Source organism: Longimicrobium sp. (assembly GCA_036389795.1).
GTDB lineage: Bacteria > Gemmatimonadota > Gemmatimonadetes > Longimicrobiales > Longimicrobiaceae > Longimicrobium.
In genome coordinates this window covers 1-18,301 of record DASVWD010000004.1, presented here as the reverse complement: position 1 = coordinate 18,301, position 18,301 = coordinate 1, and the positions used below count along the sequence as shown (strand labels likewise).

At 70.1% G+C, this 18,301-nt stretch carries 18 protein-coding genes and 7 tRNA genes; 9 read left to right on the top strand and 16 right to left on the bottom strand.

The genetic code is table 11. The features are described from left to right. Positions 1–38: 38 nt before the first annotated feature. The 4 genes from VF746_00225 to VF746_00210 all read right to left on the bottom strand — a co-directional run bounded on the left by VF746_00225 (position 39) and on the right by VF746_00210 (position 3,610). Positions 39–494 carry a hypothetical protein gene (locus tag VF746_00225; GenBank protein ID HEX8690835.1) on the bottom strand — a complete coding sequence of 152 codons (456 nt, stop codon included), beginning with the start codon at positions 492–494 and terminating at the stop codon, positions 39–41. Positions 495–889: 395 nt separating this feature from the next. Further along, positions 890–1,381, bottom strand: coding sequence for a GNAT family N-acetyltransferase (locus VF746_00220; protein HEX8690834.1), 492 nt, complete (start codon positions 1,379–1,381; stop codon positions 890–892). A gap of 217 nt (positions 1,382–1,598) precedes the next feature. Further along, positions 1,599–2,648 carry an LLM class flavin-dependent oxidoreductase gene (locus VF746_00215; protein ID HEX8690833.1) on the bottom strand — a complete coding sequence of 350 codons (1,050 nt, stop codon included), beginning with the start codon at positions 2,646–2,648 and terminating at the stop codon, positions 1,599–1,601. 2 nt (positions 2,649–2,650) lie between these two features. Continuing rightward, on the bottom strand, positions 2,651–3,610 hold the full coding sequence (locus VF746_00210; GenBank protein HEX8690832.1) for a hypothetical protein: 960 nt from the start codon (positions 3,608–3,610) through the stop codon (positions 2,651–2,653). 376 nt (positions 3,611–3,986) lie between these two features. On the opposite strand from VF746_00210, the gene VF746_00205 reads away from it, so the two are divergent. From VF746_00205 to VF746_00180, 6 genes are all read left to right on the top strand, one after another. Beyond that, a complete protein-coding gene (locus tag VF746_00205; GenBank protein ID HEX8690831.1) occupies positions 3,987–4,265 on the top strand; it encodes a hypothetical protein in 279 nt (92 codons plus the stop codon). Next, positions 4,238–4,615 (top strand): type II toxin-antitoxin system PemK/MazF family toxin, encoded by a 378-nt coding sequence (locus VF746_00200; GenBank protein HEX8690830.1) that lies wholly within the window; start codon positions 4,238–4,240, stop codon positions 4,613–4,615. Before VF746_00205 ends, VF746_00200 begins: the two co-directional genes overlap by 28 nt. A 210-nt stretch (positions 4,616–4,825) precedes the next feature. Then, a complete protein-coding gene (locus VF746_00195) occupies positions 4,826–6,466 on the top strand; it encodes a serine hydrolase domain-containing protein (protein HEX8690829.1) in 1,641 nt (546 codons plus the stop codon). 12 nt (positions 6,467–6,478) lie between these two features. Further along, positions 6,479–6,856 carry a hypothetical protein gene (locus VF746_00190; protein ID HEX8690828.1) on the top strand — a complete coding sequence of 126 codons (378 nt, stop codon included), beginning with the start codon at positions 6,479–6,481 and terminating at the stop codon, positions 6,854–6,856. Positions 6,857–7,089: 233 nt separating this feature from the next. Beyond that, positions 7,090–8,055: a hypothetical protein gene (locus VF746_00185; GenBank protein HEX8690827.1), complete on the top strand. Its 966-nt coding sequence runs from the start codon at positions 7,090–7,092 to the stop codon at positions 8,053–8,055. A gap of 187 nt (positions 8,056–8,242) precedes the next feature. After that, positions 8,243–8,893, top strand: a complete 651-nt coding sequence (locus VF746_00180; protein ID HEX8690826.1) for a porin family protein — start codon at positions 8,243–8,245, stop codon at positions 8,891–8,893. Between the two features lie 110 nt (positions 8,894–9,003). On the opposite strand, the gene VF746_00175 is transcribed toward VF746_00180, so the two are convergent. The 8 genes from VF746_00175 to VF746_00140 form a co-directional block, all read right to left on the bottom strand. Beyond that, positions 9,004–9,324, bottom strand: a complete 321-nt coding sequence (locus VF746_00175; GenBank protein HEX8690825.1) for a hypothetical protein — start codon at positions 9,322–9,324, stop codon at positions 9,004–9,006. A gap of 535 nt (positions 9,325–9,859) precedes the next feature. After that, positions 9,860–9,932: transfer RNA gene (locus VF746_00170), tRNA-Ala, on the bottom strand. A gap of 46 nt (positions 9,933–9,978) precedes the next feature. Beyond that, positions 9,979–10,052: transfer RNA gene (locus VF746_00165), tRNA-Val, on the bottom strand. Between the two features lie 3 nt (positions 10,053–10,055). Next, positions 10,056–10,129, bottom strand: a tRNA-Met gene (locus tag VF746_00160). Positions 10,130–10,144: 15 nt separating this feature from the next. Next, a tRNA-Glu gene (locus tag VF746_00155) sits at positions 10,145–10,217 on the bottom strand. A 7-nt stretch (positions 10,218–10,224) separates the two neighbouring features. After that, a tRNA-Leu gene (locus VF746_00150) sits at positions 10,225–10,308 on the bottom strand. A gap of 18 nt (positions 10,309–10,326) precedes the next feature. Then, positions 10,327–10,400: transfer RNA gene (locus tag VF746_00145), tRNA-Arg, on the bottom strand. A 4-nt stretch (positions 10,401–10,404) separates the two neighbouring features. Then, positions 10,405–10,477 (bottom strand) — tRNA-Lys (locus VF746_00140). Between the two features lie 210 nt (positions 10,478–10,687). Between VF746_00140 and VF746_00135 the strand changes: the two genes are divergently transcribed. Together VF746_00135 and VF746_00130 are read left to right on the top strand one after the other, a co-directional pair. Then, on the top strand, positions 10,688–10,876 hold the full coding sequence (locus VF746_00135) for a hypothetical protein (GenBank protein HEX8690824.1): 189 nt from the start codon (positions 10,688–10,690) through the stop codon (positions 10,874–10,876). Between the two features lie 37 nt (positions 10,877–10,913). Then, entirely contained in the window at positions 10,914–11,168 is a 255-nt protein-coding gene (locus VF746_00130) for a hypothetical protein (protein ID HEX8690823.1), read from the top strand. A 9-nt stretch (positions 11,169–11,177) separates the two neighbouring features. Here VF746_00130 and VF746_00125 read toward each other — a convergent pair whose 3' ends face one another. Then, positions 11,178–12,674 (bottom strand): long-chain fatty acid--CoA ligase, encoded by a 1,497-nt coding sequence (locus VF746_00125; GenBank protein HEX8690822.1) that lies wholly within the window; start codon positions 12,672–12,674, stop codon positions 11,178–11,180. 320 nt (positions 12,675–12,994) lie between these two features. Between VF746_00125 and VF746_00120 the strand changes: the two genes are divergently transcribed. Next, on the top strand, positions 12,995–14,581 hold the full coding sequence (locus VF746_00120; protein ID HEX8690821.1) for an alkaline phosphatase family protein: 1,587 nt from the start codon (positions 12,995–12,997) through the stop codon (positions 14,579–14,581). A gap of 296 nt (positions 14,582–14,877) precedes the next feature. Here VF746_00120 and VF746_00115 read toward each other — a convergent pair whose 3' ends face one another. From VF746_00115 to VF746_00105, 3 genes are all read right to left on the bottom strand, one after another. Beyond that, positions 14,878–16,017, bottom strand: coding sequence for a PPC domain-containing protein (locus VF746_00115; protein ID HEX8690820.1), 1,140 nt, complete (start codon positions 16,015–16,017; stop codon positions 14,878–14,880). Positions 16,018–16,094: 77 nt separating this feature from the next. Next, the gene (locus VF746_00110; GenBank protein ID HEX8690819.1) at positions 16,095–17,240 is read right to left on the bottom strand and encodes a hypothetical protein; all 1,146 of its coding nucleotides are present in this window, start codon (positions 17,238–17,240) and stop codon (positions 16,095–16,097) included. A gap of 197 nt (positions 17,241–17,437) precedes the next feature. Beyond that, positions 17,438–18,055, bottom strand: a complete 618-nt coding sequence (locus VF746_00105; protein ID HEX8690818.1) for a hypothetical protein — start codon at positions 18,053–18,055, stop codon at positions 17,438–17,440. Positions 18,056–18,301: the final 246 nt, after the last annotated feature.

Here is an 18,301-nt window from a genome sequence, read left to right as displayed (position 1 = left end):
CGCGCCGCGTCGGCGCGGGCCCGGCGGTGGGCCGTGGGCTACTGCACCACGACGGTGCTGGTGTGCGCGGTGGTGCGGGTCCCCACGTCGTGGACCACGGTGAAGGTGTAGGTGCCGGGCGCCAGGTTCGACACCTGGCCCTGGTAGTTGTTGTTCGTGATCACCTGGATGCAGGCGCTGCCGTTCGGCGCGGCCGTGACCGTCACCGTCACGCTCCCCGAACGGCTGCTGTGGCTGGCCGTGACGTCGACGCACGGGTTGCCGGTGGTCAGGCTGCCGGTGAAGCCGATGACGCCCACGCCGCCCGTGGAGGTCTGCGGCGTCGCAGTGTCGTAGCTCTGCGAAGACGAGAAGGTGAGCTGGCTCTCGGCCCGGGCCGCCATGGGCTCGTCCGGCGGCGCCAGGAACGAGGCCTCCGTGGGCGAGCCGGAGTTGCACGCGGCGGTGGCGGCGAGTGCGGCGACCGTGAACAGGCCCTTGATCTTCCCGTACATCTGCGTTCCTCCAGGTCAGTGAGTCCCGTGCTTCGTCGTCGAATCCTCTTCCTCGTCCGACCGGCGGCGTCCCGCCGATCCTCACCGGGCCCGGTGCGACCCACCGCGCTCCTCCGCGGCGGATCGTGGCGTGAAGGGGTCTGGCAAGTTGCGGACCAATTCGCGTCCGAAAGTGGTGCTTTGTTCGTTTGTTCATGGCTGCCCAACCTGTTGTGCAAACGATATTTAGATGAAAACCGAGGTGGCTGCTGGTAAATTCCCTCCAGATGAAAGATCGGGGGAGTGTTGTGGCCGTAAGTATATGCGGAAGGTGAAATTAAGAACGCCCGTCCCTCGCGGCAAAAGGGGCGAGCGTCTTTGCGAAAAGTGCGCCAGGGAGGCGGCCCGCTCGAGACTCAGGCCGGAGCGTCCGCGATCTCCCGGAGCTGGTCGGCGGTGAGGCGGTAGGTGTACCACTCCTTCATGTGCCGCGCGCCCAGGCGCTCGTAGAAGTCGATGGCGAGCCGGTTCCAGTCCAGCACCACCCACTCCATCCGCCCGCACCCGCGGCGCACCGCCTCGCCGGCCAGGAAGCGGATCATCGCGCGGCCGAGCCCGTGCCTGCGCGCCTCGGGGACGACGAAGAGGTCTTCGAGGTAGAGCGTCGGCAGGGCCAGGAACGAGGAGTACGTCTCCAGGGTGATGGCGTACGCGACCGGCCGGCCCTCCATCTCGCCGATGTAGACCTGGATGCGCGGCCGGGGCCCGAACGCGTCCGCCAGCAGCCGCCCCCGCGCCTCGGGCGAGGGTCGGTCGAGCTTCTCGTAGTCGGCCAGCGCGTCCACCAGCCCCAGCCAGACCTCGCCGTCCGCCTCGCTGGCGGGACGGACCACGACTCCGTCGGACATCGTTCCAGGCTCGCGAGACGTCGATCGTCGGAAGCGAAAACGACGGCGCCGGGCCGGACCTCGGTCCAGCCCGGCGCCGGGTCGGGAAGCTACGCGCCCCGGCGCGCCCCGGCAAATCCCCGACGTGGGACGTTGCCGTTGAAGCCTCGCGCGGTTTGCGAGGCTTTCTGCGGTTGTTGCCGCGGCTTTCAGCCGCCTTCCCCAGATCGACTTCGAACTACGCCGCCGTCCTCTGCTCCCGCGCCCCGTTCACCAGCGGGATCACCTGCTCGGCGAAGCGCTCCATCTCCTCGAGCTGCGGCGAGAACTGCAGGAGCACCAGGTCCAGCCCGGCGGCCTCCAGCTCGATCAGCCGCTCGGCGATCCGCTCGGGGGTGCCCACCAGGCCGCTGCGCAGGCCCCGGTTCGACACCGAGTAGTCCTCCAGGCTCACCCGCTGCTCGAGCTGCGTGTTCGCCAGCCACTCCCGGTAGTTGTGGTAGGCGGCGCCGCTCCCCACGTCGGTGATGCGCTGCAGCTCGCGGCGCGCCTCGGCCTCGGTGTCGCGGCAGACCACGTAGCCGGCTGCGCCGTACACCATCGGCGGCAGGCCCAGCGCCTGGCGGCGGGCGCGCATGTCGGCCACCTTCGGCGCGATGTTCTCCGGCGGGTCGCCGTGCATCAGGTAGCCGTCGCAGCGGGCCGAGATCAGCTCCTTGGCCGCGGGCGACTCGCCGCCGGCGTAGATCGTGGGCCGCGGGCGGGCGGCCGGCTTGGGCTCCAGCACCGCCTCGTCCACCGTGTAGTAGCGCCCGGCGTAGCTGAAGCGCGGCTGGCTCCACACGCCGTCGACCACCTCCAGCCACTCGCGCGTGCGGGCGTAGCGGTCGTCGTGCACGTCGAACTGCACGCCGTACTTCTTCGCCTCGGTGGCCCACCAGCTCGACACCACGTTCAGCGACAACCGCCCGCCGCCGATGCGGTCGATGTTGGCCGCCTGCTTGGCGAAGATCACCGGCGGGTGGAAGGTGGGGCGCACCGCCACCATGATCTCCAGCCGCCGGGTGACCGCCGCCAGCGCCGCCGCGGTGGACCACGCCTCCAGGGTGGGCGCGTCCTGCCCCTTGATGTCGTTCAGGAACAGCTCGGCCACCAGCGTGAGGTCGAAGCCGATCTCCTCGCTCTGCCGCGCCAGGCGGCTCACGTACTCCCACGAGGCCTCCATCCCCTCGTCGTCCACGTTGCGGAGCCAGCCGCCGAAGACGGGGAGCCAGTATCCGAATCGCATGGTCAGCGCGCCTCCCCTTCCAGGTAGTCGGCCAGGCGCGCGAACGGGTCGAAGCCCACCACGCGGGGGGCGTCGGCCACGAAGTTCGACAGCGCGTTGACGTCGTAGAAGTAGTGCCGGCCGTCGCGGGCGTCGACGAAGTACTCGACGCCGCCCACCTCGATCCCCGCCGCGGCCATGATCCGCTCCACCTGCGCGACGATCTCGGCCGGCGGCTCGTACGCTTCCACGCGCAGCCCGTTCTTCGGCGCGTCGACGGCGCAGGCGGCGCGGGCGAGCTCGGCCCCGTCGGCGCGCAGGCAGACGTCGGCCGGGCAGAGGTCGAAGCTCTCGCCGGTGGTGTAGATGCGGATGGCGTACAGGTACTTCCCGCCCAGCACCTCCACGCGGGTGATGCGCCCCGCCTCGGCGGGGACGAACTCCTGCACCAGCGCGGTGGAGTCGATACCGAGGTCCAGCTCCCCGGCTTCGGCGGCCGCGCGGAGCGCCCCGGGGGTGTCGAAGCGCCGCACCCCCGCGCCGCTCCCGCCGATGTTGGGCTTGACGGCCACGGGGAAGCGCAGCCCCTCGGCGGCCGCGGGGGCCTCGGAGGGGTGGTTGATCACGCGCGTGGCCGGGTGGGGAAGGCCGAGCTGGTGCAGCAGGGCGATCTGCGCGGCCTTGGAGGTCTCGACGGCGTAGGCGGCGCGGCCGTTCACCACGCGCACGCCGGCGCGCTCCAGGTAGTCCAGCCAGCTCTGCGTGTAGAAGATGGCGTTCCCCGCGCCGCGCAGGTACGCCGACGGGCTCATGCGGTTGAACACCAGCGAGTAGCCGGGCTCCTCGGTGGGGTCGTAGCGGTGGCTCCCGGCGGGGATGCGCACGTAAGGCGTGCCGCGCCGGTCCAGCTCGGCGAAGAGCGGGCGGAACCAGTCCGGGTGCTCGTGAAAGAGCGCGATCGGGCGCTCGGCGGTTGCGGACATCTCGTCTCCTTGTCCTCCGATGGAAGCGGCCTGATACCGGGTCGCCAGAATCCTGTTCCAACAGATTCTCACCTCTGTCGGAAGCTGTTCGGAGCTCACCGCGCCCTCGTCGGTGAGCCGCATCGGGAACCCCAGACGGCGAAAGGCCGCGACTCCGGCGAGGGAGTCGCGGCCTTTTCCGCTCGTGTTCGCGTGACTTCAGATCATGCCGACCCGGTTTCGCGCGCGCGGACGCCGTCTCTACTCCCTCGCGTGAGGAGAGCACAGGGACAGCACATCATCATCGCGGCGCGGGTCTGCGTGGTCATAGGCCCAAGGCTAATCGGGGCGACGAGGAACCGCAAGTGCCGATCCGGCATCGGGGCGGGTCGGCGGCTTGCTCGCCGGATGGGATTTCGGCATTCTTTCAGAAGACCTGAGGGAAAGCGAGGAAGTCATGCTGCGAACCGTCGAAGCCGTCATCGAGGCGGGAGGCCACGTGCGCCTGCTTGAACAGGTGGACGTGAGCGAGCCGCGCCGCGCCCTCGTCACAATCCTGGACGAGACGGCAGAGGAGCCGAATCTGACTGCGCTGCTCAGCGAGGCAGCGCTTGCAGAAGACTGGAATCGTGAAGAGGAGGATGCTGCGTGGCAGCGCTTTCAGCCGGAGCCGTAGTCTTCGTCACATTTCCGTTCTCGGACCTCTCCCAGGTGAAACTGCGCCCGGCCGTCGTTCTGGCAAACGCCGGGCGCGGTGATTTCATCCTCGCACAGGTCACCAGCAATGCGTTCGCGGATCCACTCGCGATCACGCTGACGTCCCGCGATTTCGTCGCTGGATCACTGCAGCAAACCAGCTACGTGCGGCCCGGAAAGCTCTTCACGGCGAACGGAACGCTCATCGCACGGCAGGTGGGACAACTCGCGCCCGCGGCGCTGAGTCGCATCATAGATCAGGTGGTCGCGATTCTCCGTGGCGGCGCCGGTACCGATCGAGCAGGAGCTGGAAACACCGAGAAGCAGTGAACAGAGACGCGCTGACTCTCATCTTCGGCTTCCTCGTCGTCTTCGGCGCCGCGCTCTTCCTGGTGCGTCCCGAGCCGAACACACTACAGACCGCCTTTCCGCCTCGCGCTGGTCGCCGTCGGTCTCGCCGGTCTGACCGTCGTCAACGTACGCGGGCGCCGCCGCTAGACTCGCATTCGTACCCTCCTCCACTCCTCGAGTATGCCAGGCATGAAGCTGTCTCGATCCTTCACGAGCGTCGCCCTCCTCTTCCTGCCGACGCTCGCAGCGGCCCAGGCCGCCGACTCCGCCGCGCGCGTCGACAGCCTCTTCGTGCGGTGGAATTCGCGGGAGACGCCGGGGTGCACGGTGGGAGTGGGGCGCGGCGGGCGCACGCTGCTCACCCGCGCCTACGGGATGGCGGACCTGGAGCACGACGTGCCGAACACGCCGGAGACGGTGTTCGAGGCGGGCTCCGTCTCCAAGCAGTTCACCGCGGCGGCCGTCGTCCTCCTGGCCCAGCAGGGGCGCCTCTCGCTGGACGACCCGGTGCGGAAGCACGTGCCGGAGCTGCCGGACTACGGCGCGCCGCTCACCGTCCGCCACCTGCTGAACCACACCAGCGGGCTGCGCGACTGGGGGACGGTGCAGGAGATCGCCGGGTGGCCGCGGGGGACGCGCACCCACACGCACGCGCACGTGCTGGACATCGCGGCGCGGCAGCGCGCGCTCAACTTTCCGCCGGGCTCCGAGTACCTCTACAGCAACACGGGCTACAACCTGCTGGCCGTGATCGTCGACCGCGTGGCGGGCGAGCCGTTCGCGGAGTTCACGCGCCGGAGCCTCTTCCAGCCGCTGGGGATGGCGCGCACCGGGTGGCGCGACGACTTCACCCGCGTGGTGAAGGGCCGCGCGGTCGCCTACGAGCTGGGGCGCGACAGCACCTTCCACAGCCAGATGCCGTTCGAGAACGTGCACGGCAACGGCGGGCTGCTGACCACGGTGGGCGACCTGCTGCGCTGGAACGAGAACTTCGCGGACGCGCGGGTAGGCGGGCGCGTGCTGGTGGACGAGCTGCAGCGGCAGGGGGTGCTCACCAGCGGGCGGCGGATCCAGTACGCCGAGGGGCTGGTCGTCGCCCGCCACCGCGGGATCCCGGAGGTCAACCACAGCGGCGCCACCGCCGGCTACCGCGCCTGGCTGGCGCGCTACCCCGAGCAGCGGCTCTCGGTGGCGGTCCTCTGCAACGCCGCGCAGGCCAACCCCGTGGCGCTCGGCCGCCGCGTGGCCGACGTCTTCCTCCCCGTCTCCGCCGCGGCGGACGCGCCGGCGCCCGTCACCCTCTCCGCCGAGGCGCTCACGGCCCGCGCGGGGCTCTACCGCAACCGCCGCACGAGCGAGCCGGTCCGGCTGGCGGTGCGCGACGGGAAGCTGGCGGCCGAGAACGCGCCGCCGCTGGTTCCGCTCTCGGCCACGGTCTTCCAGGCGCCGAGCGGCTGGCCGCGGCTGGAGTTCGATCCCGCCCCCGCCGGCCGCGCCGCGCTGCGGCTGCTGGCAGCGGACGGCGACACCTTCGTCTACGACCCGGTGGACGACTGGGCGCCGGGCGCGGACCGGCTGGACGAGTTCGCGGGCGAGTACCGGAGCGAGGAGGCCGAGGTGGCCTACACGGCCGCCGTCGAGGACGGGAAGCTGGTGCTGCGCCGCCGCCCCGACGCGCGCGTCGAGCTGACGCCGGCGTACGTCGACGCCTTCACCGCGCCGCGCGGGTGGATCGTGCGCTTCAGCCGCGACGCCTCGGGGCGCGTGGACGGGCTGAGCGTCTGGCTCGACCGCGTCCGCGGGCTCCGCTTCGACCGCACCTCGCGCTGAGGGAGGACGACGATGGGACTGCTCGACGCCTTTCGCGGGAAGCAGCCGCCCCCGGAGCGGGAGCGGGTCACCTTCGACGACGAGGCGGTCACGCGGCGGATGGCGGACGGGAGCACCGAGACCGTGCGCTGGGACGAGCTGGAGGAGGTCTTCATCCTGACCACCGACGAGGGGCCGTTCGTGGAGGACGTCTACTGGATGCTGGCCGCCGGGGAGGGGAAGGGCGGGTGCGCGGTGCCGCAGGGAGCCGAGGGCTCCAACCGGCTGCTGGACCGCCTGCAGCAGCTTCCCGGCTTCGACAACGACGCCGTCATCCAGGCGATGATGTCGACGTCCAACGCGAAGTTCGTCTGCTGGCGCCGCGGCGATCCTGGTCGACCTTCAGCTTGACAGAGCCAGGGCCGTTCGTTTAGGATTGCGCGCATCGGGAGTCGCGTCCTGAGGGCTTGGTGGAGCAATCCGTCTGCCCCGGACGGCGACTCCTTTGTTATATCCATCGAATCGAGTCCACACGTTCTTGCGAGGTGCATTATGGACCAGGACGCTCTCCGCTGAGCGCCCCCCGCCGCGATGTGGAAGAGGGGCTCGGCGTCTAATCATCCAGAGGGATTGAGGAGGGGCGGGTGGACCAGAATCAAAAGGTGGCCGCAGTATGGGAAGCGTCGCTCACCCTATGCTGTCCTGAGTGCGCCAATGGATCTGAGCTGCTCTATGCCGAAGCCCTTCAGGTAGGGCGATGGGGTAACCTCACATGCCACCAGTGCGGAAGCACATTTACACCCGTACAAGCTGCCGACGAAATGTTCATTAGGGGGTATGAGCTAGGCTACGTCTATTACCTCGGCTGCAAGAGGATCGTTCGTTCTGTGCTCTGTCAACCAGGGCGGGCGGAGGTGGTGGACGTTCGCGGCGAATTTGAGGAGGTGTACCGGATTTTCGCTTATACCACAGGTGGCAGTTATTTAGCCGGCGGGCTGGCTACCCATTACATGTTGCAGGGACTCGCGCTTGTCTCACTTGGGGCAACCCCATACGACCTCACCGAGCAGCGACCGTTGCACGTGTTCTTGGTCATTGTTGGCAAGTCTCCCGCAGATCCACCGGTGCCGATTTGGCGCGAACTGTTTCTGGAAGCTCGTCTTGCGGGATTCCAGAGCCCTCGCCTTGCCCCGATCCACGCGGTAAGTGCACTTGATTCGTATTTTGAGACTGTATCAGGTAGGACAGTGGCTGGCAGCCGCCCGGCGGCATGGTCAAGGCTTATCGACGCGGTTGTTGGACAGTCTTTGCGGGATATTATTGGAAAGGAGACGTTCCAAGAGCTAGAGCGTCTCGTTCAGGTTCGGAACAAGGTGGCTCATGGGAAGGACCACACTTCCGTCCTACCTGCGCAGATTGGAGCGCGCGAGGCGGCGTGGCCTCAGAAACGCCGCGAAATAGGTGGTGAGTACAAGATCTCGCCCGGCGCCGAATTCTCGCTGCATGTGGCGCTTCATACCATTCGGGAGTGCCGGCACAGAATCGAGGAGATCAACCCCTCACCGGCACCTCTGACATCCGACCCGTGGTCCTTTTTCTGGTCCGCTTGACACACTGTTCCCTCCAAAGTAACAACGCCACGCGCTAACGTGCTGCGGGGATCCGGATCGACGGCGGTCCAGGGACGAAGTGCGACGCCAGCCGCCATGGCGTGGGTGGGAACGGCCGTTTAAAATTCTGCCGCTCCGCGCCTCCCGGCGCGGCGCGCCACCCACCCATCGAGGAGAAAACAGAAAAATGAGAGGGATCTGGTCCACCGCCGTCGCGGCGGCGCTCGTGCTCGGCGCCGCGTCCGGGGCCGCCGCACAGGGGATCTCGGTCGGCGTGAAGGCGGGCGTCAACGTGGCGACGCTCGGCGGCGACGACGTCGAGGACGCCGACTCGCGCATCGGCCTGGTCGGGGGTGCCTTCCTCGTCTACCGCTTCTCGGACATGCTCGCCATCCAGCCGGAGGTGCTCTACTCGCAGAAGGGGGCCTCGTTCAGCGACACAGAGGGGGAGTTGACGGTCAAGCTGGACTACGTCGACGTGCCGGTCCTGCTCAGGCTGAACGTGCCGGTCACCGGCTCGTCGCTCCGGCCGTCGGTCTTCGCCGGGCCCGTGTTCAGCCTGAGGGCGAGCTGCGGCGCCGAGGCCGAGTTCAACGGAGGTTCCGTCGAGGTCGACTGCGACGAGCTCGACGAGGAGGGCATCGCCGTCAAGGACACCGACGTCGGCCTCGCCTTCGGCGCCGGGCTGGACTTCCCGGCCGGCCGCGCGACCGTCACCCTCGACGGGCGGTACACGCTCGGCCTGAGCTCGATCGACGACTCGGATCTGGACGCGGACGTGAAGAACCGCGCGTTCGCCGTGATGCTTGGGATTGCGATCCCCCTGATGGGCCGCTGATCCCGCCGCCCCGTTTCGGTGGATAGACGCGAGCCCCTCTCCCGCGGCGCGGGAGAGGGGCTCGGTAATTCATCCATTCCATGAGGAGTGGAAGGCATCGAAGCTGCGCCTCACTCCTCACTTGGAAGCACGAGTTTGCTGCCTAAAAGGGCTTCTTGGTTAGACTCGGGCTGGAACCCGAGATCCTGTTCCACTAAGCGACCCATTAGTCTATAGAACTGCTCCTGTGTGATCAGCGACCGCTTTCGATACTCGATTAGTTTCTGTGCCTCTTTCCTGACCCGTATGCGTCCAGTCAGCGGACGTATGAAGATACCCCACGCAAGTTCCACCGGGCGCCACAGTGCCGTGCCCAGCAGCGCGCCCGTAATTAGCAGCGGGTAGAAGTCGGCCGTCGCCGCGCTACCGGTGGCCCACAGGATTCCGGCCACGCCTGCTCCGAGGACGCCTCCGAACGGCGGTGAGAACTGGCTAAGGAGCCTTAGAATCTCAGCGCTCACTAGTCACCAGCCTTGGGCTGATCCCCAAGCACGTCCTGTTCGACGGATTTCATGCCCTATTCCGCGACCAGAGTTTGGACTTTGTCGCTGATGCGCAGAGGCGCGTGCGCGGTGCCAAATGGCGATCGCCCAGAGTAGATCCGCCCTGCACGCTCCCTCCAACAGACAATACCGGGCGGTTGTTCTCCACCCGAGCCGCCGGATCACTCTCGTCCACTACAAGAAGGTCTTATCCCTTCTATTCCAGCTCTCGGGGCGTTGCGTGCAGAGAGGGTTGGGACTCCCGCCGTTGCCGTTCCGGGTCAATTCGTCTGTTGACTACTTCCGGCAGAACGTCAAGCTGCTCCGCAACGGCAGCGCGGATCTTGGGATATATCCGTTGTGAGTAGCCGGCGAGGTACTGGGCACGGCCGAACACCGAGCCCCTCTACCGCGATGCGGAAGAGGGGCTCGGCGTTTCATCCAGTGGAGATGAGGGGAATCGAACCCCTGACCTCTGCAGTGCGATTGCAGCGCTCTCCCAGCTGAGCTACATCCCCGGAAACGGCAGGAACAGCCCGCGCGCCGCGTCGGCTGTCCCTCCAGTGGTCGATCAGGGACTCGAACCCCGGACCTCTCGCATGTGAGGCGAGCGCTCTAACCAGCTGAGCTAATCGACCGTATAGCGGGGGCGGGATTCGAACCCGCGACCTTCGGGTTATGAGCCCGACGAGCTACCAGGCTGCTCCACCCCGCGACATGTTCCAACCAGTACCCCGTACGGGAATCGAACCCGTGTTTCAGCCTTGAGAGGGCTGTGTCCTAGGCCACTAGACGAACGGGGCCCAACAGTGCTCTGGAGAGGACTCGAACCTCCACGGGGTTGCCCCCACTAGATCCTGAATCTAGCGCGTCTACCAGTTCCGCCACCGGAGCATGTTCCATCCAACCAGGCGCGCCCGGAGAGATTCGAACTCCCGACCTTCTGATCCGTAGTCAGACGCTCTATCCAGCTGAGCTACGGGCGCACAGTGCACCGAGTAGGAATCGAACCTACAACCTTGGGATTAAGAGTCCCCTGCTCTGCCAGTTGAGCTATCGGTGCCTAAATCGTTGCAGGCAAGTAATTTAACACGTTTTCGCCACGCGTCAACCCTTGCCCGCGGGGGCGAATATTCTAAACAAACACAGGTGTTTCGACAAGTCCCGCGCCTTTCGCGGGCGCGGAGCGTGCAGCGGACGGCAGAAAGCGGCGGGCCCGCGCGTTCCAGCCAACGGGCACCCGGGATGCCCTCAGTCGAGGGGGAGGAAAATCATGCAGACGGAACTGGCGGCCCGCCTTGCGGAGCTGATCGACATGGTCCGCGTCGCCGCCTTCCAGGGGCTGATGACGCTGCCGTTCCTGATCACCTGGGCGTTCCGGAAGTACGAGCCCTACCAGCAGTGGCAGCGGCTCCGCGCCCGCTGGCACCGCGACCACTTCCTGCGGCTCAAAGGCCCGTAGCGGCGCGCGCAGTTCCACCGACACCCGGGAGGCGGGCATGGACCGCGAGCCGTTCGCGTTCTGCCAGGGCGTCATCATGGAGCCGGTCGAATCCGGCCCCTCCCTCTACGTGGAGCAGGCCATCCTGCAGGGCCTGCGGTCCGTCGACCCTGAGCAGACGGTCGTGCAGGGTCTCTTGCTCCTCGCCTTCGCCCTCGCGTGGGCGATCCACCGCTACCAGCCGTTCGCCGGCTGGACCGCCGTCCGCGCCCGCTGGCACCGCGCCCGGCTCTCCACGCTCCGCCACGGCTGAGCTCCCGCGTCACCCCTCGCGCAGCACGCGCTTGAGGATCTTCCCCGTGGGGCTCTTGGGGATGGCCTCCACCAGGCGCACGCTGCGCGGCACCTTGTAGGCGGCCATCCGCTCGCGGCAGAACGCCGCGATCTCCTCTTCACTCGCCGCCGCGCCGGGCTGCGGCACCACGAAGGCGGCCACTGTCTCGCCCTTCACCGGGTCCGGCAGCCCCACCACGGCGCACTCCTTCACCGCCGGGTGCAGGTACAGCACCTCCTCCACCTCGCGCGGCCACACCTTGAAGCCCGCCGCGTTGATCATGTCCTTCACCCGGTCCACCAGCCAGAAGAAGCCGTCCTCGTCGCGGTAGCCCACGTCGCCGGAGTGGAACCACCCGCCGCGCAGCGCCTCGGCCGTCTCCTCGGGGCGATTGAAGTATCCCAGCATCACGTTGGGCCCGCGGATGCAGATCTCCCCCCACTCGCCGTCGGCCACCTCACGGTCGTCCGGCCCCACCACGCGCATCTCCACGTTCTCGATCGGGGTGCCGATGGAGCCGGGGCGGTGCGCGTACTCGTGGTTGTACGCCGCGAAGGGCGAGGTCTCGGTGAGCCCGTACCCTTCGTGCACCGGCATCGCGAACACCTCGCGCCAGCGCCGCGCCACCTCCACCGGCAGCGTCGCCGCGGCCGAGAAGGAGTAGCGCAGGGCGGGGAAGTCCGCCGGGCCCACGCCGGCGTTCAGCAGGTAGATGTAGACCGTCGGCACGGCGTAGAGGTGCGTCATCCCCTGCTCGCGGAGGAGCGCGGGGGTGGCGTCGGGGTCGAAGCGGCGGTGGAGGAGGACGGTGCCGCCGGAATTGAGCGCCGCGTTGAGGATGAAGTCCTGCCCGAAGCAGTGGAAGAGCGGGACGAAGAGCGCGTGCCGGTCGCCCGGCTGCGAGCCGACGCAGTGGCAGGTGGAGTGGTAGTTGGAGACCACGTTGCCGTGCGAGAGCACCGCCCCCTTCTGCTTCCCCGTGGTCCCGGAGGTGTAGAGGATCGCCGCCGGGTCACGTGGCTCCATCTCCCGCGACCGGTAGCGCTCCGGCCGCCCCTCGCCCAGCTCGGCCAGCGTGCGCTCGCCCGGCGCCTCGCCCTCGCAGACGACCACCTCGCGCAGCGTGGCGACGTCGCCCTTGAGCGGCTGGAGCTCGGGGAGGAGCGCGGCGGTGGTGAAGACGATGCCCGCGCCGCTGTCCGCGAGCAGGTAGCGCAGCTCCTCCGTCTTCAGCAGCGCGTTCAGCGACACCGCCACGGCCCCCACCTTCTGCGCCGCCAGGTAGGCGACGGCGAAGCCGGGGACGTTGGGGAGGAAGAGCGCCACCCGGTCCCCGGCGCCGACGCCGAGCGCCTCCAGTCCGTGCGCGGTGCGGCTCACCTCCGCTTCCAGCTCGCGGTACGTCCAGCCGCGCCCCTCGAAGAGCAGGGCGGGCGCGTCGGGGAAGAGCCGGGCGGAGCGCTCCAGGTTCTGCGCGACGTTCATTGGGCGGGATCGGCGAGAGGGGTGAAGAGTGCAGCTTTGCCAAGCTATGTCGGGGACGGGAGGACTTCCAGTCGGGCGGAGAATCGCGAAACCTCTCCCGCTTCGACCTGCGTTCGCGCGGCCGCGGTGAGCCCCCTCCCCGACCCTCCCCCCGCTGCGCGGTGGGAGGGAGAACTGCAACACCCTTTGATCACGGATCGATGCAACCGCCCTGACTCACACGGTCGACCCTCCTGGGAGGGCGTGGCGGACGCATGCTCGCATGCGTACGTTGCCGGGCCGATTTCCGTCTTCCCCGATCCGCCCCGACGCAGGTCCGCATGCGCAGACTCGTCCACGCCGCCGCGGCGCTCGCGCTGTTCGCCGCCGCCCCCGCGCCCGCGCAGGGGAGCGCCGCCGCGCAGCAGCGGCCGGCGGCCACGCTGCTGGTGTTCATCGCCGTCGACCAGCTGCGGCCCGACTACTTCGAGCGCTGGGGGCCGCAGCTCACCGGCGGGCTGGCGCGGCTGTGGAACGGCGGCGCAGTGTTCACCGACGCGCACCAGGACCACGGGATCACCGAGACGGCGCCCGGGCACGCCAGCATGCTCTCGGGGCGCTTCCCGGCGCGCACCGGCATCGTCCGCAACATCGAGGGCGTGCAGGACCGCCAGGCGCCGATCGTGGGCGGCGACAGCGCGATGGGGGCCTCGCCGTTCCGCTTCCGCGGCGGCACGCTCACCGACTGGCTGCGGGTGAAGGACCCGCGCACGCGCGCCCTCTCCGTCTCGCGCAAGGACCGCGGCGCCATCCTGCCGCTCGGCCGCGCGCACCAGCAGGTGTTCTGGTACGCGTACGACGGCCGCTTCTCCACCAGCACCTACTACGCCGACACCCTGCCGGCGTGGGTGCGGCGCTTCAACGCCCGCGCCGCGGTGCGCCGGCTGATGGGGCAGAGCTGGACGCCGCTCCTCCCCGCCTCGGCGTACCCCGAGCCCGACAGCGTGCCGGCGGAGAGCCGGGGGACGGACTTCACCTTCCCGCACGTGCTCCCCGCCGACTCGGCGCAGGCGGTGCGCCTGGTGACGGAGTTCCCCTGGATGGACCAGATGATCCTGGACCTGGCGCTGGAGGGCTTGCGCGAGACGGGGCTGGGCACCCGCGAGTGGACGGACGTGCTCGCGATCTCCCTGTCGACCACGGACGCGGTCGGCCACCGCTACGGGCCCGACTCGCGCGAACTGCACGACCACGTGCTGCGGCTGGACCGGATGCTGGGCGCCTTCCTGGACTCGCTGTACGCGCGGCGCGACCCGGCGCGGGTGGTCGTCGCGCTCACGGCGGACCACGGGGTGGCCCGCCTCCCCGAGGTGGCGTTCGGCGCCGAGGCGGCGGCGCGCTACAAGGTGGGCCACGAGCCCTTCCGCCGCTGGCTGTACGACGCGCTCGGCCCGATGGGGGTGGACACCTCGGCGGTGGAGTTCGACGACGGGCTGGTGCTGATGGACCCGGAGCCCTTCGCCGCCGCGGGACGCGACCCGGCGGCGCTGGCGCGCGCCTTCGTGGAGTACGCGCGCACCGTCCCCGGGGTGCTGCGCGCCGACCAGCCGGCGGACCTGGCGCGCGACTCGGCGAACGACGCGGTGGCGCGCCGCTGGGTGCACATGCTCCCGCCGGACCTGCCGGTGCGGGCGCTGGTGACGCTGCGCCCCGGCTACGTGTGGGGGGCGGCCACGTACGCCCAGCACGGCTCGCCGCACGACTACGACACGCGCGTGCCGGTGATCTTCTACGGCGCGCCGTTCCGGCCGGGGAAGTACGCCCGCTTCGCCCGCGTGGTCGATATCGCGCCCACCCTGGCGCGCGTGCTGCGCGTGGCCCCCGGCGAGCCGCTGGACGGGAGGGTGCTGGAGGAGGCGCTGCGGTAGGCGAGGGGCCCTCACCCGGCGCCGCTACCGCGTCGCCACCCTCTCCCAACTTCGGGAGAGGGTACTTTGCCGGTCTGGTGCGGAGGAGGGCCTTCGCGCGAACTCGCATGCCGCGCGACGAAACCCCGCGTGAGGGATGCGCGCCCGACAGGGCGCGCGCAGCCCGGCCCGGAGCGCAGCGGAGGGACACGCCCAGAACTGCAGTGCTAAGTCCCGAGTGCGAAGTGCGTGGGCAGGAAGCACGAGGCCCCGCCCGGACGGGTCCGGGCGGGGCCTCGCGTCTCGGCGGTGTGGGGTTACTGCATCCGCTCGAGCTTCAGGGTGTACTTGCCGGTGTTGCCGCCCGAGAGCGAGTTGGCGCGGACCACGTAGCGGCCGGCCGCGGGGAGCGTCACCTCGAGCTGCGAGTTGGTGCCGTCGTCGCCGCCGTCGTCGTTGCTGCTGATCTCGCTGAAGCTGCCGCCCTCCATCCGCCCGAACGCCACGAAGGTGTCGAACTCGTCGGAGCGCATGGTGATGCGCAGGCGCTCGCCCGCGCGCCCCTCGAAGGCGTAGAGGTCGTAGTACGAGTCGTCCTCCATCGCCGCGTCTTCGTCGGTGAGCTCGCCGTTGACCTCCTGCCCCACGGTGATCGGGCGCGGGGCGGGGGCGGGCGGCGGGGGCGGGCGCTCGGTGACGGTGAGGGTGTAGGGGCCGGTGGCGGTGCCCATCGAGTTGGCGCGGATCTGGAACTCGCCGTTCTCGGGGACCGTCACCCGGAGCCGCGAGTTGGTGTCGTCGCCGCCGTCGTCGTCGGTGCCGGTGGCGTTGAACTCGTCGCCCTCCATCCGCCCGAACGAGAGGAAGGTGTCGAACGAGTCGGACTTCATCTCGATCAGGAGCCGCTGCCCGGCGCGCGCGCTGATCACCCAGGTGTCGTAGAAGGTGTCGTCGTCTTCCAGGATGGCATCGGTCTCGGCCAGGGCGCCGGTGACGGTCTGCCCCAGGCGCACCTCGCGAGCCTGGGCGGTGGTGGGCTCGGGCGCGGTCTCCAGCGCCAGGGTGTAGGCGCCCACCCCCTCCTCGGCCAGCGACTGCGCCACCAGCAGGTACTGGCCGTCTTCGGGGACCACGAAGCGCACCCGCGCGTCGGTGCCGCCGCCGCGGTCGTCGTCGGTCTTGAAGGCGTCGGTGATCCCGCCCACCGAGCGCGCCACGGTCAGGAAGGCGTCGAACGCCTCGGAGCGCATGGTGGCCACCAGGCGCTGCCCCTTGCGCGCGTCGAAGCGGTAGACCTTGAAGCGGCCGCGCTCGCTGAGCGCGGGGTCGCTCTCGGCCAGCGAGCCGCTCACCGTCTGCCCCACCCGGATGGGCTGCGGGGTCTGCGCCCGCGCCGGCGACGCCAGGAGCGGCGCCAGGGTCGCCGCGAGCGCCGCCCCGCACAGGATCCGTCTCATGTCTTTCCCCCCGTCGTGAGGATGTTCCCGGCCGGCGGAAGGGTTTCCGCGCGGCCCCTGCCCGGCCCGCACCGCCTTCAGCGCGAGCGCGCCTCCAGCGTGTAGGCGCCGGTCTCGCCGGCCGCGTACGAGCTCGCGCGGATCACGTAGGCCCCCGCCGCCGGGAGCGTCACCACCAGCAGCGAGTTGGTCCCGTCGGACCCGTCGTCGGACGCGCCGATCTCCACGAAGCGCCCGTCCGCCACCCGGCCGATGGAGACCACCGCGTCCACCTCGTCGGAGCGCAGCGCCAGGGTGAGCGTCTCGCCCGCGCGGCCCTCGTAGGTCCAGACGTCGTAGAAGGCTCCCTCCTCGGTCTGCGGGTCACCCGCCTCCAGCGCGCCGGCGACCGTCTCGCCCGCGCGCACGGGCCGGGCGCGCGAGAGGTCGGGCGCCGGGGGGCGGGAGCGCGCCGCGGAAGCCGACGCGGGCTCCACGCTGAGCGTGTAGCTCCCCGTCTCGCCCGCGCCCAGGGTGTTGGCGCGGATGGCGTACTCGCCCTCGCCGCCCAGGGTGACCTGGAGCCGCGCGTCGGTCCCCCCGCCGCCGTCGTCGTCGCTGTCGATCTCCTCCCACTCACCGCCGGCGAGCCGCCCCCACCCCAGGTACGCGTCGAAGTCGGCGGAGCGCAGGGTGACCACGATGCGCTGCCCCGGCGGCCCGCGGTAGCTCCACAGCTCGTAGAACGAGTCGTCGTCCTCGTCGCGCGCGTCGCCTTCGTCCAGCCGGCCCGTCACCGTCTGCCCCAGCGAGATCTCGCGCACGGCGGGGGCGGCGGCGGCCTCGACGCTGAGCGTGTAGTCGCCCGTCTCGCCCTCGCCGAGCGTGTTGACGCGGATGCCGTAGACGCCGTCGGCCGGGAGCGTGGCGGTGATGCGCGCGTCGGTGCCGCCGGCGCCGTCGTCGTCGGTCTCGCAGTCGCCCTCGCACTCGCCGCCGCTCAGGCGCCCGAACGCCAGGTAGGCGTCAAAGTCGCCGGAGCGGAGCGTGACGGTCAGGCGCTCGCCGGCGCGGCCCCGGTAGCTCCACACCTCGTAGTACGAGCCGTCGTCCAGGCGAAGGTCGGAGCCGTCGAGCCGGCCGGAGACCGTCTGCCCGACGCGGATGAACTGCTGGGCCGCCGCCGGCGCCGCGGCGAGCGCGGCCGCGCACACGGCACCCAGGGCCAGGGCTGTCACGCGCATGGAACGTGGAGCGGAAGGGTGGGGGATACCGCCGGCGGGCGCTTCGGGGCCAATCTAGCGGACGGCTGAAGCCGCAGCAACAACGGCAGGAAGCCTCGCAAACCCCGCGAGGCTGTGGGGCGGGCTTCGCGCGCACCGGCCGGCATCACGCCGATGCGCACACTCACGCACTCACGCACTTTCGCACTTGCCGTTGGTCAGTCGTCGTCCTCGTACATGCGGGCCTGCTCGTCCTCGAACGTCTCCTGGAGGGCGCGCTCCCAGGGGACGCGCTCGCTCATGGCGCGGGCCTGGGCCTCGTTCCAGATGCCGCGCAGGAGCACGTCGCGCGCGCCGGCGGGGAGCCCCTCGCGCACGCGCCGCAGCTCGGCGATGCGCTCGGCCAGGGAGAGGAGCTCGGGCGGGATGTCGGCCTGCGGGGCCAGCCAGCGCGCGCCGGCGGTCTCCGGCGTGCGCCCGTCGCCCTCCACCGCTTTCGGCGCGGGCGGGGGAGCGAAGCGCCGCGGGTCGCGCGCGATGCGCAGCGCCAGGCTCCCGTCGGCGAACGGCTGCCACCAGTCGATCAGCCCGCCGTTCAGCTCGTCGAGCAGCTTCTCCACCGCCAGGCGCACCGGGCCCTTCCCCCGGCCGTGCCGCCGGACGCGCTCCACGACCAGCAGGAGGTCGGCGCCGGGCTCCTCGTGCGCGAAGGTCTGGATCCAGCGCAGCGCCCGCTCGCGCGCCGAATCGGGCCCCTCCCTCTGCAGGTCCAGCCGCCGCGTGGGCGGGTAGTGGCGCGCCTCGTACTCGCGCGCCAGCTCGTCCAGCCGTGTCACCGCGCCTCTCCGTGTCGGTTTTCCGCGCCCCCGTACCCCGATACGCACGGAAAGGACCGGGCGCGCCGCAGCCACTGGCGAACCGCGGAACTGCGAACCCCGGGCTCGGGCGTGTCCCTCCGCTGCGCTCCGGGCCGGGCTGCGCGCGCCGTAGGCCTGCAAACAACGCAGGCCAACGGCGCCGGGCCACCGCCGCCACGAAACCCCTGTGGCGGCGGCGTCCCGGCCCTGTCGGGCGCGCATCCC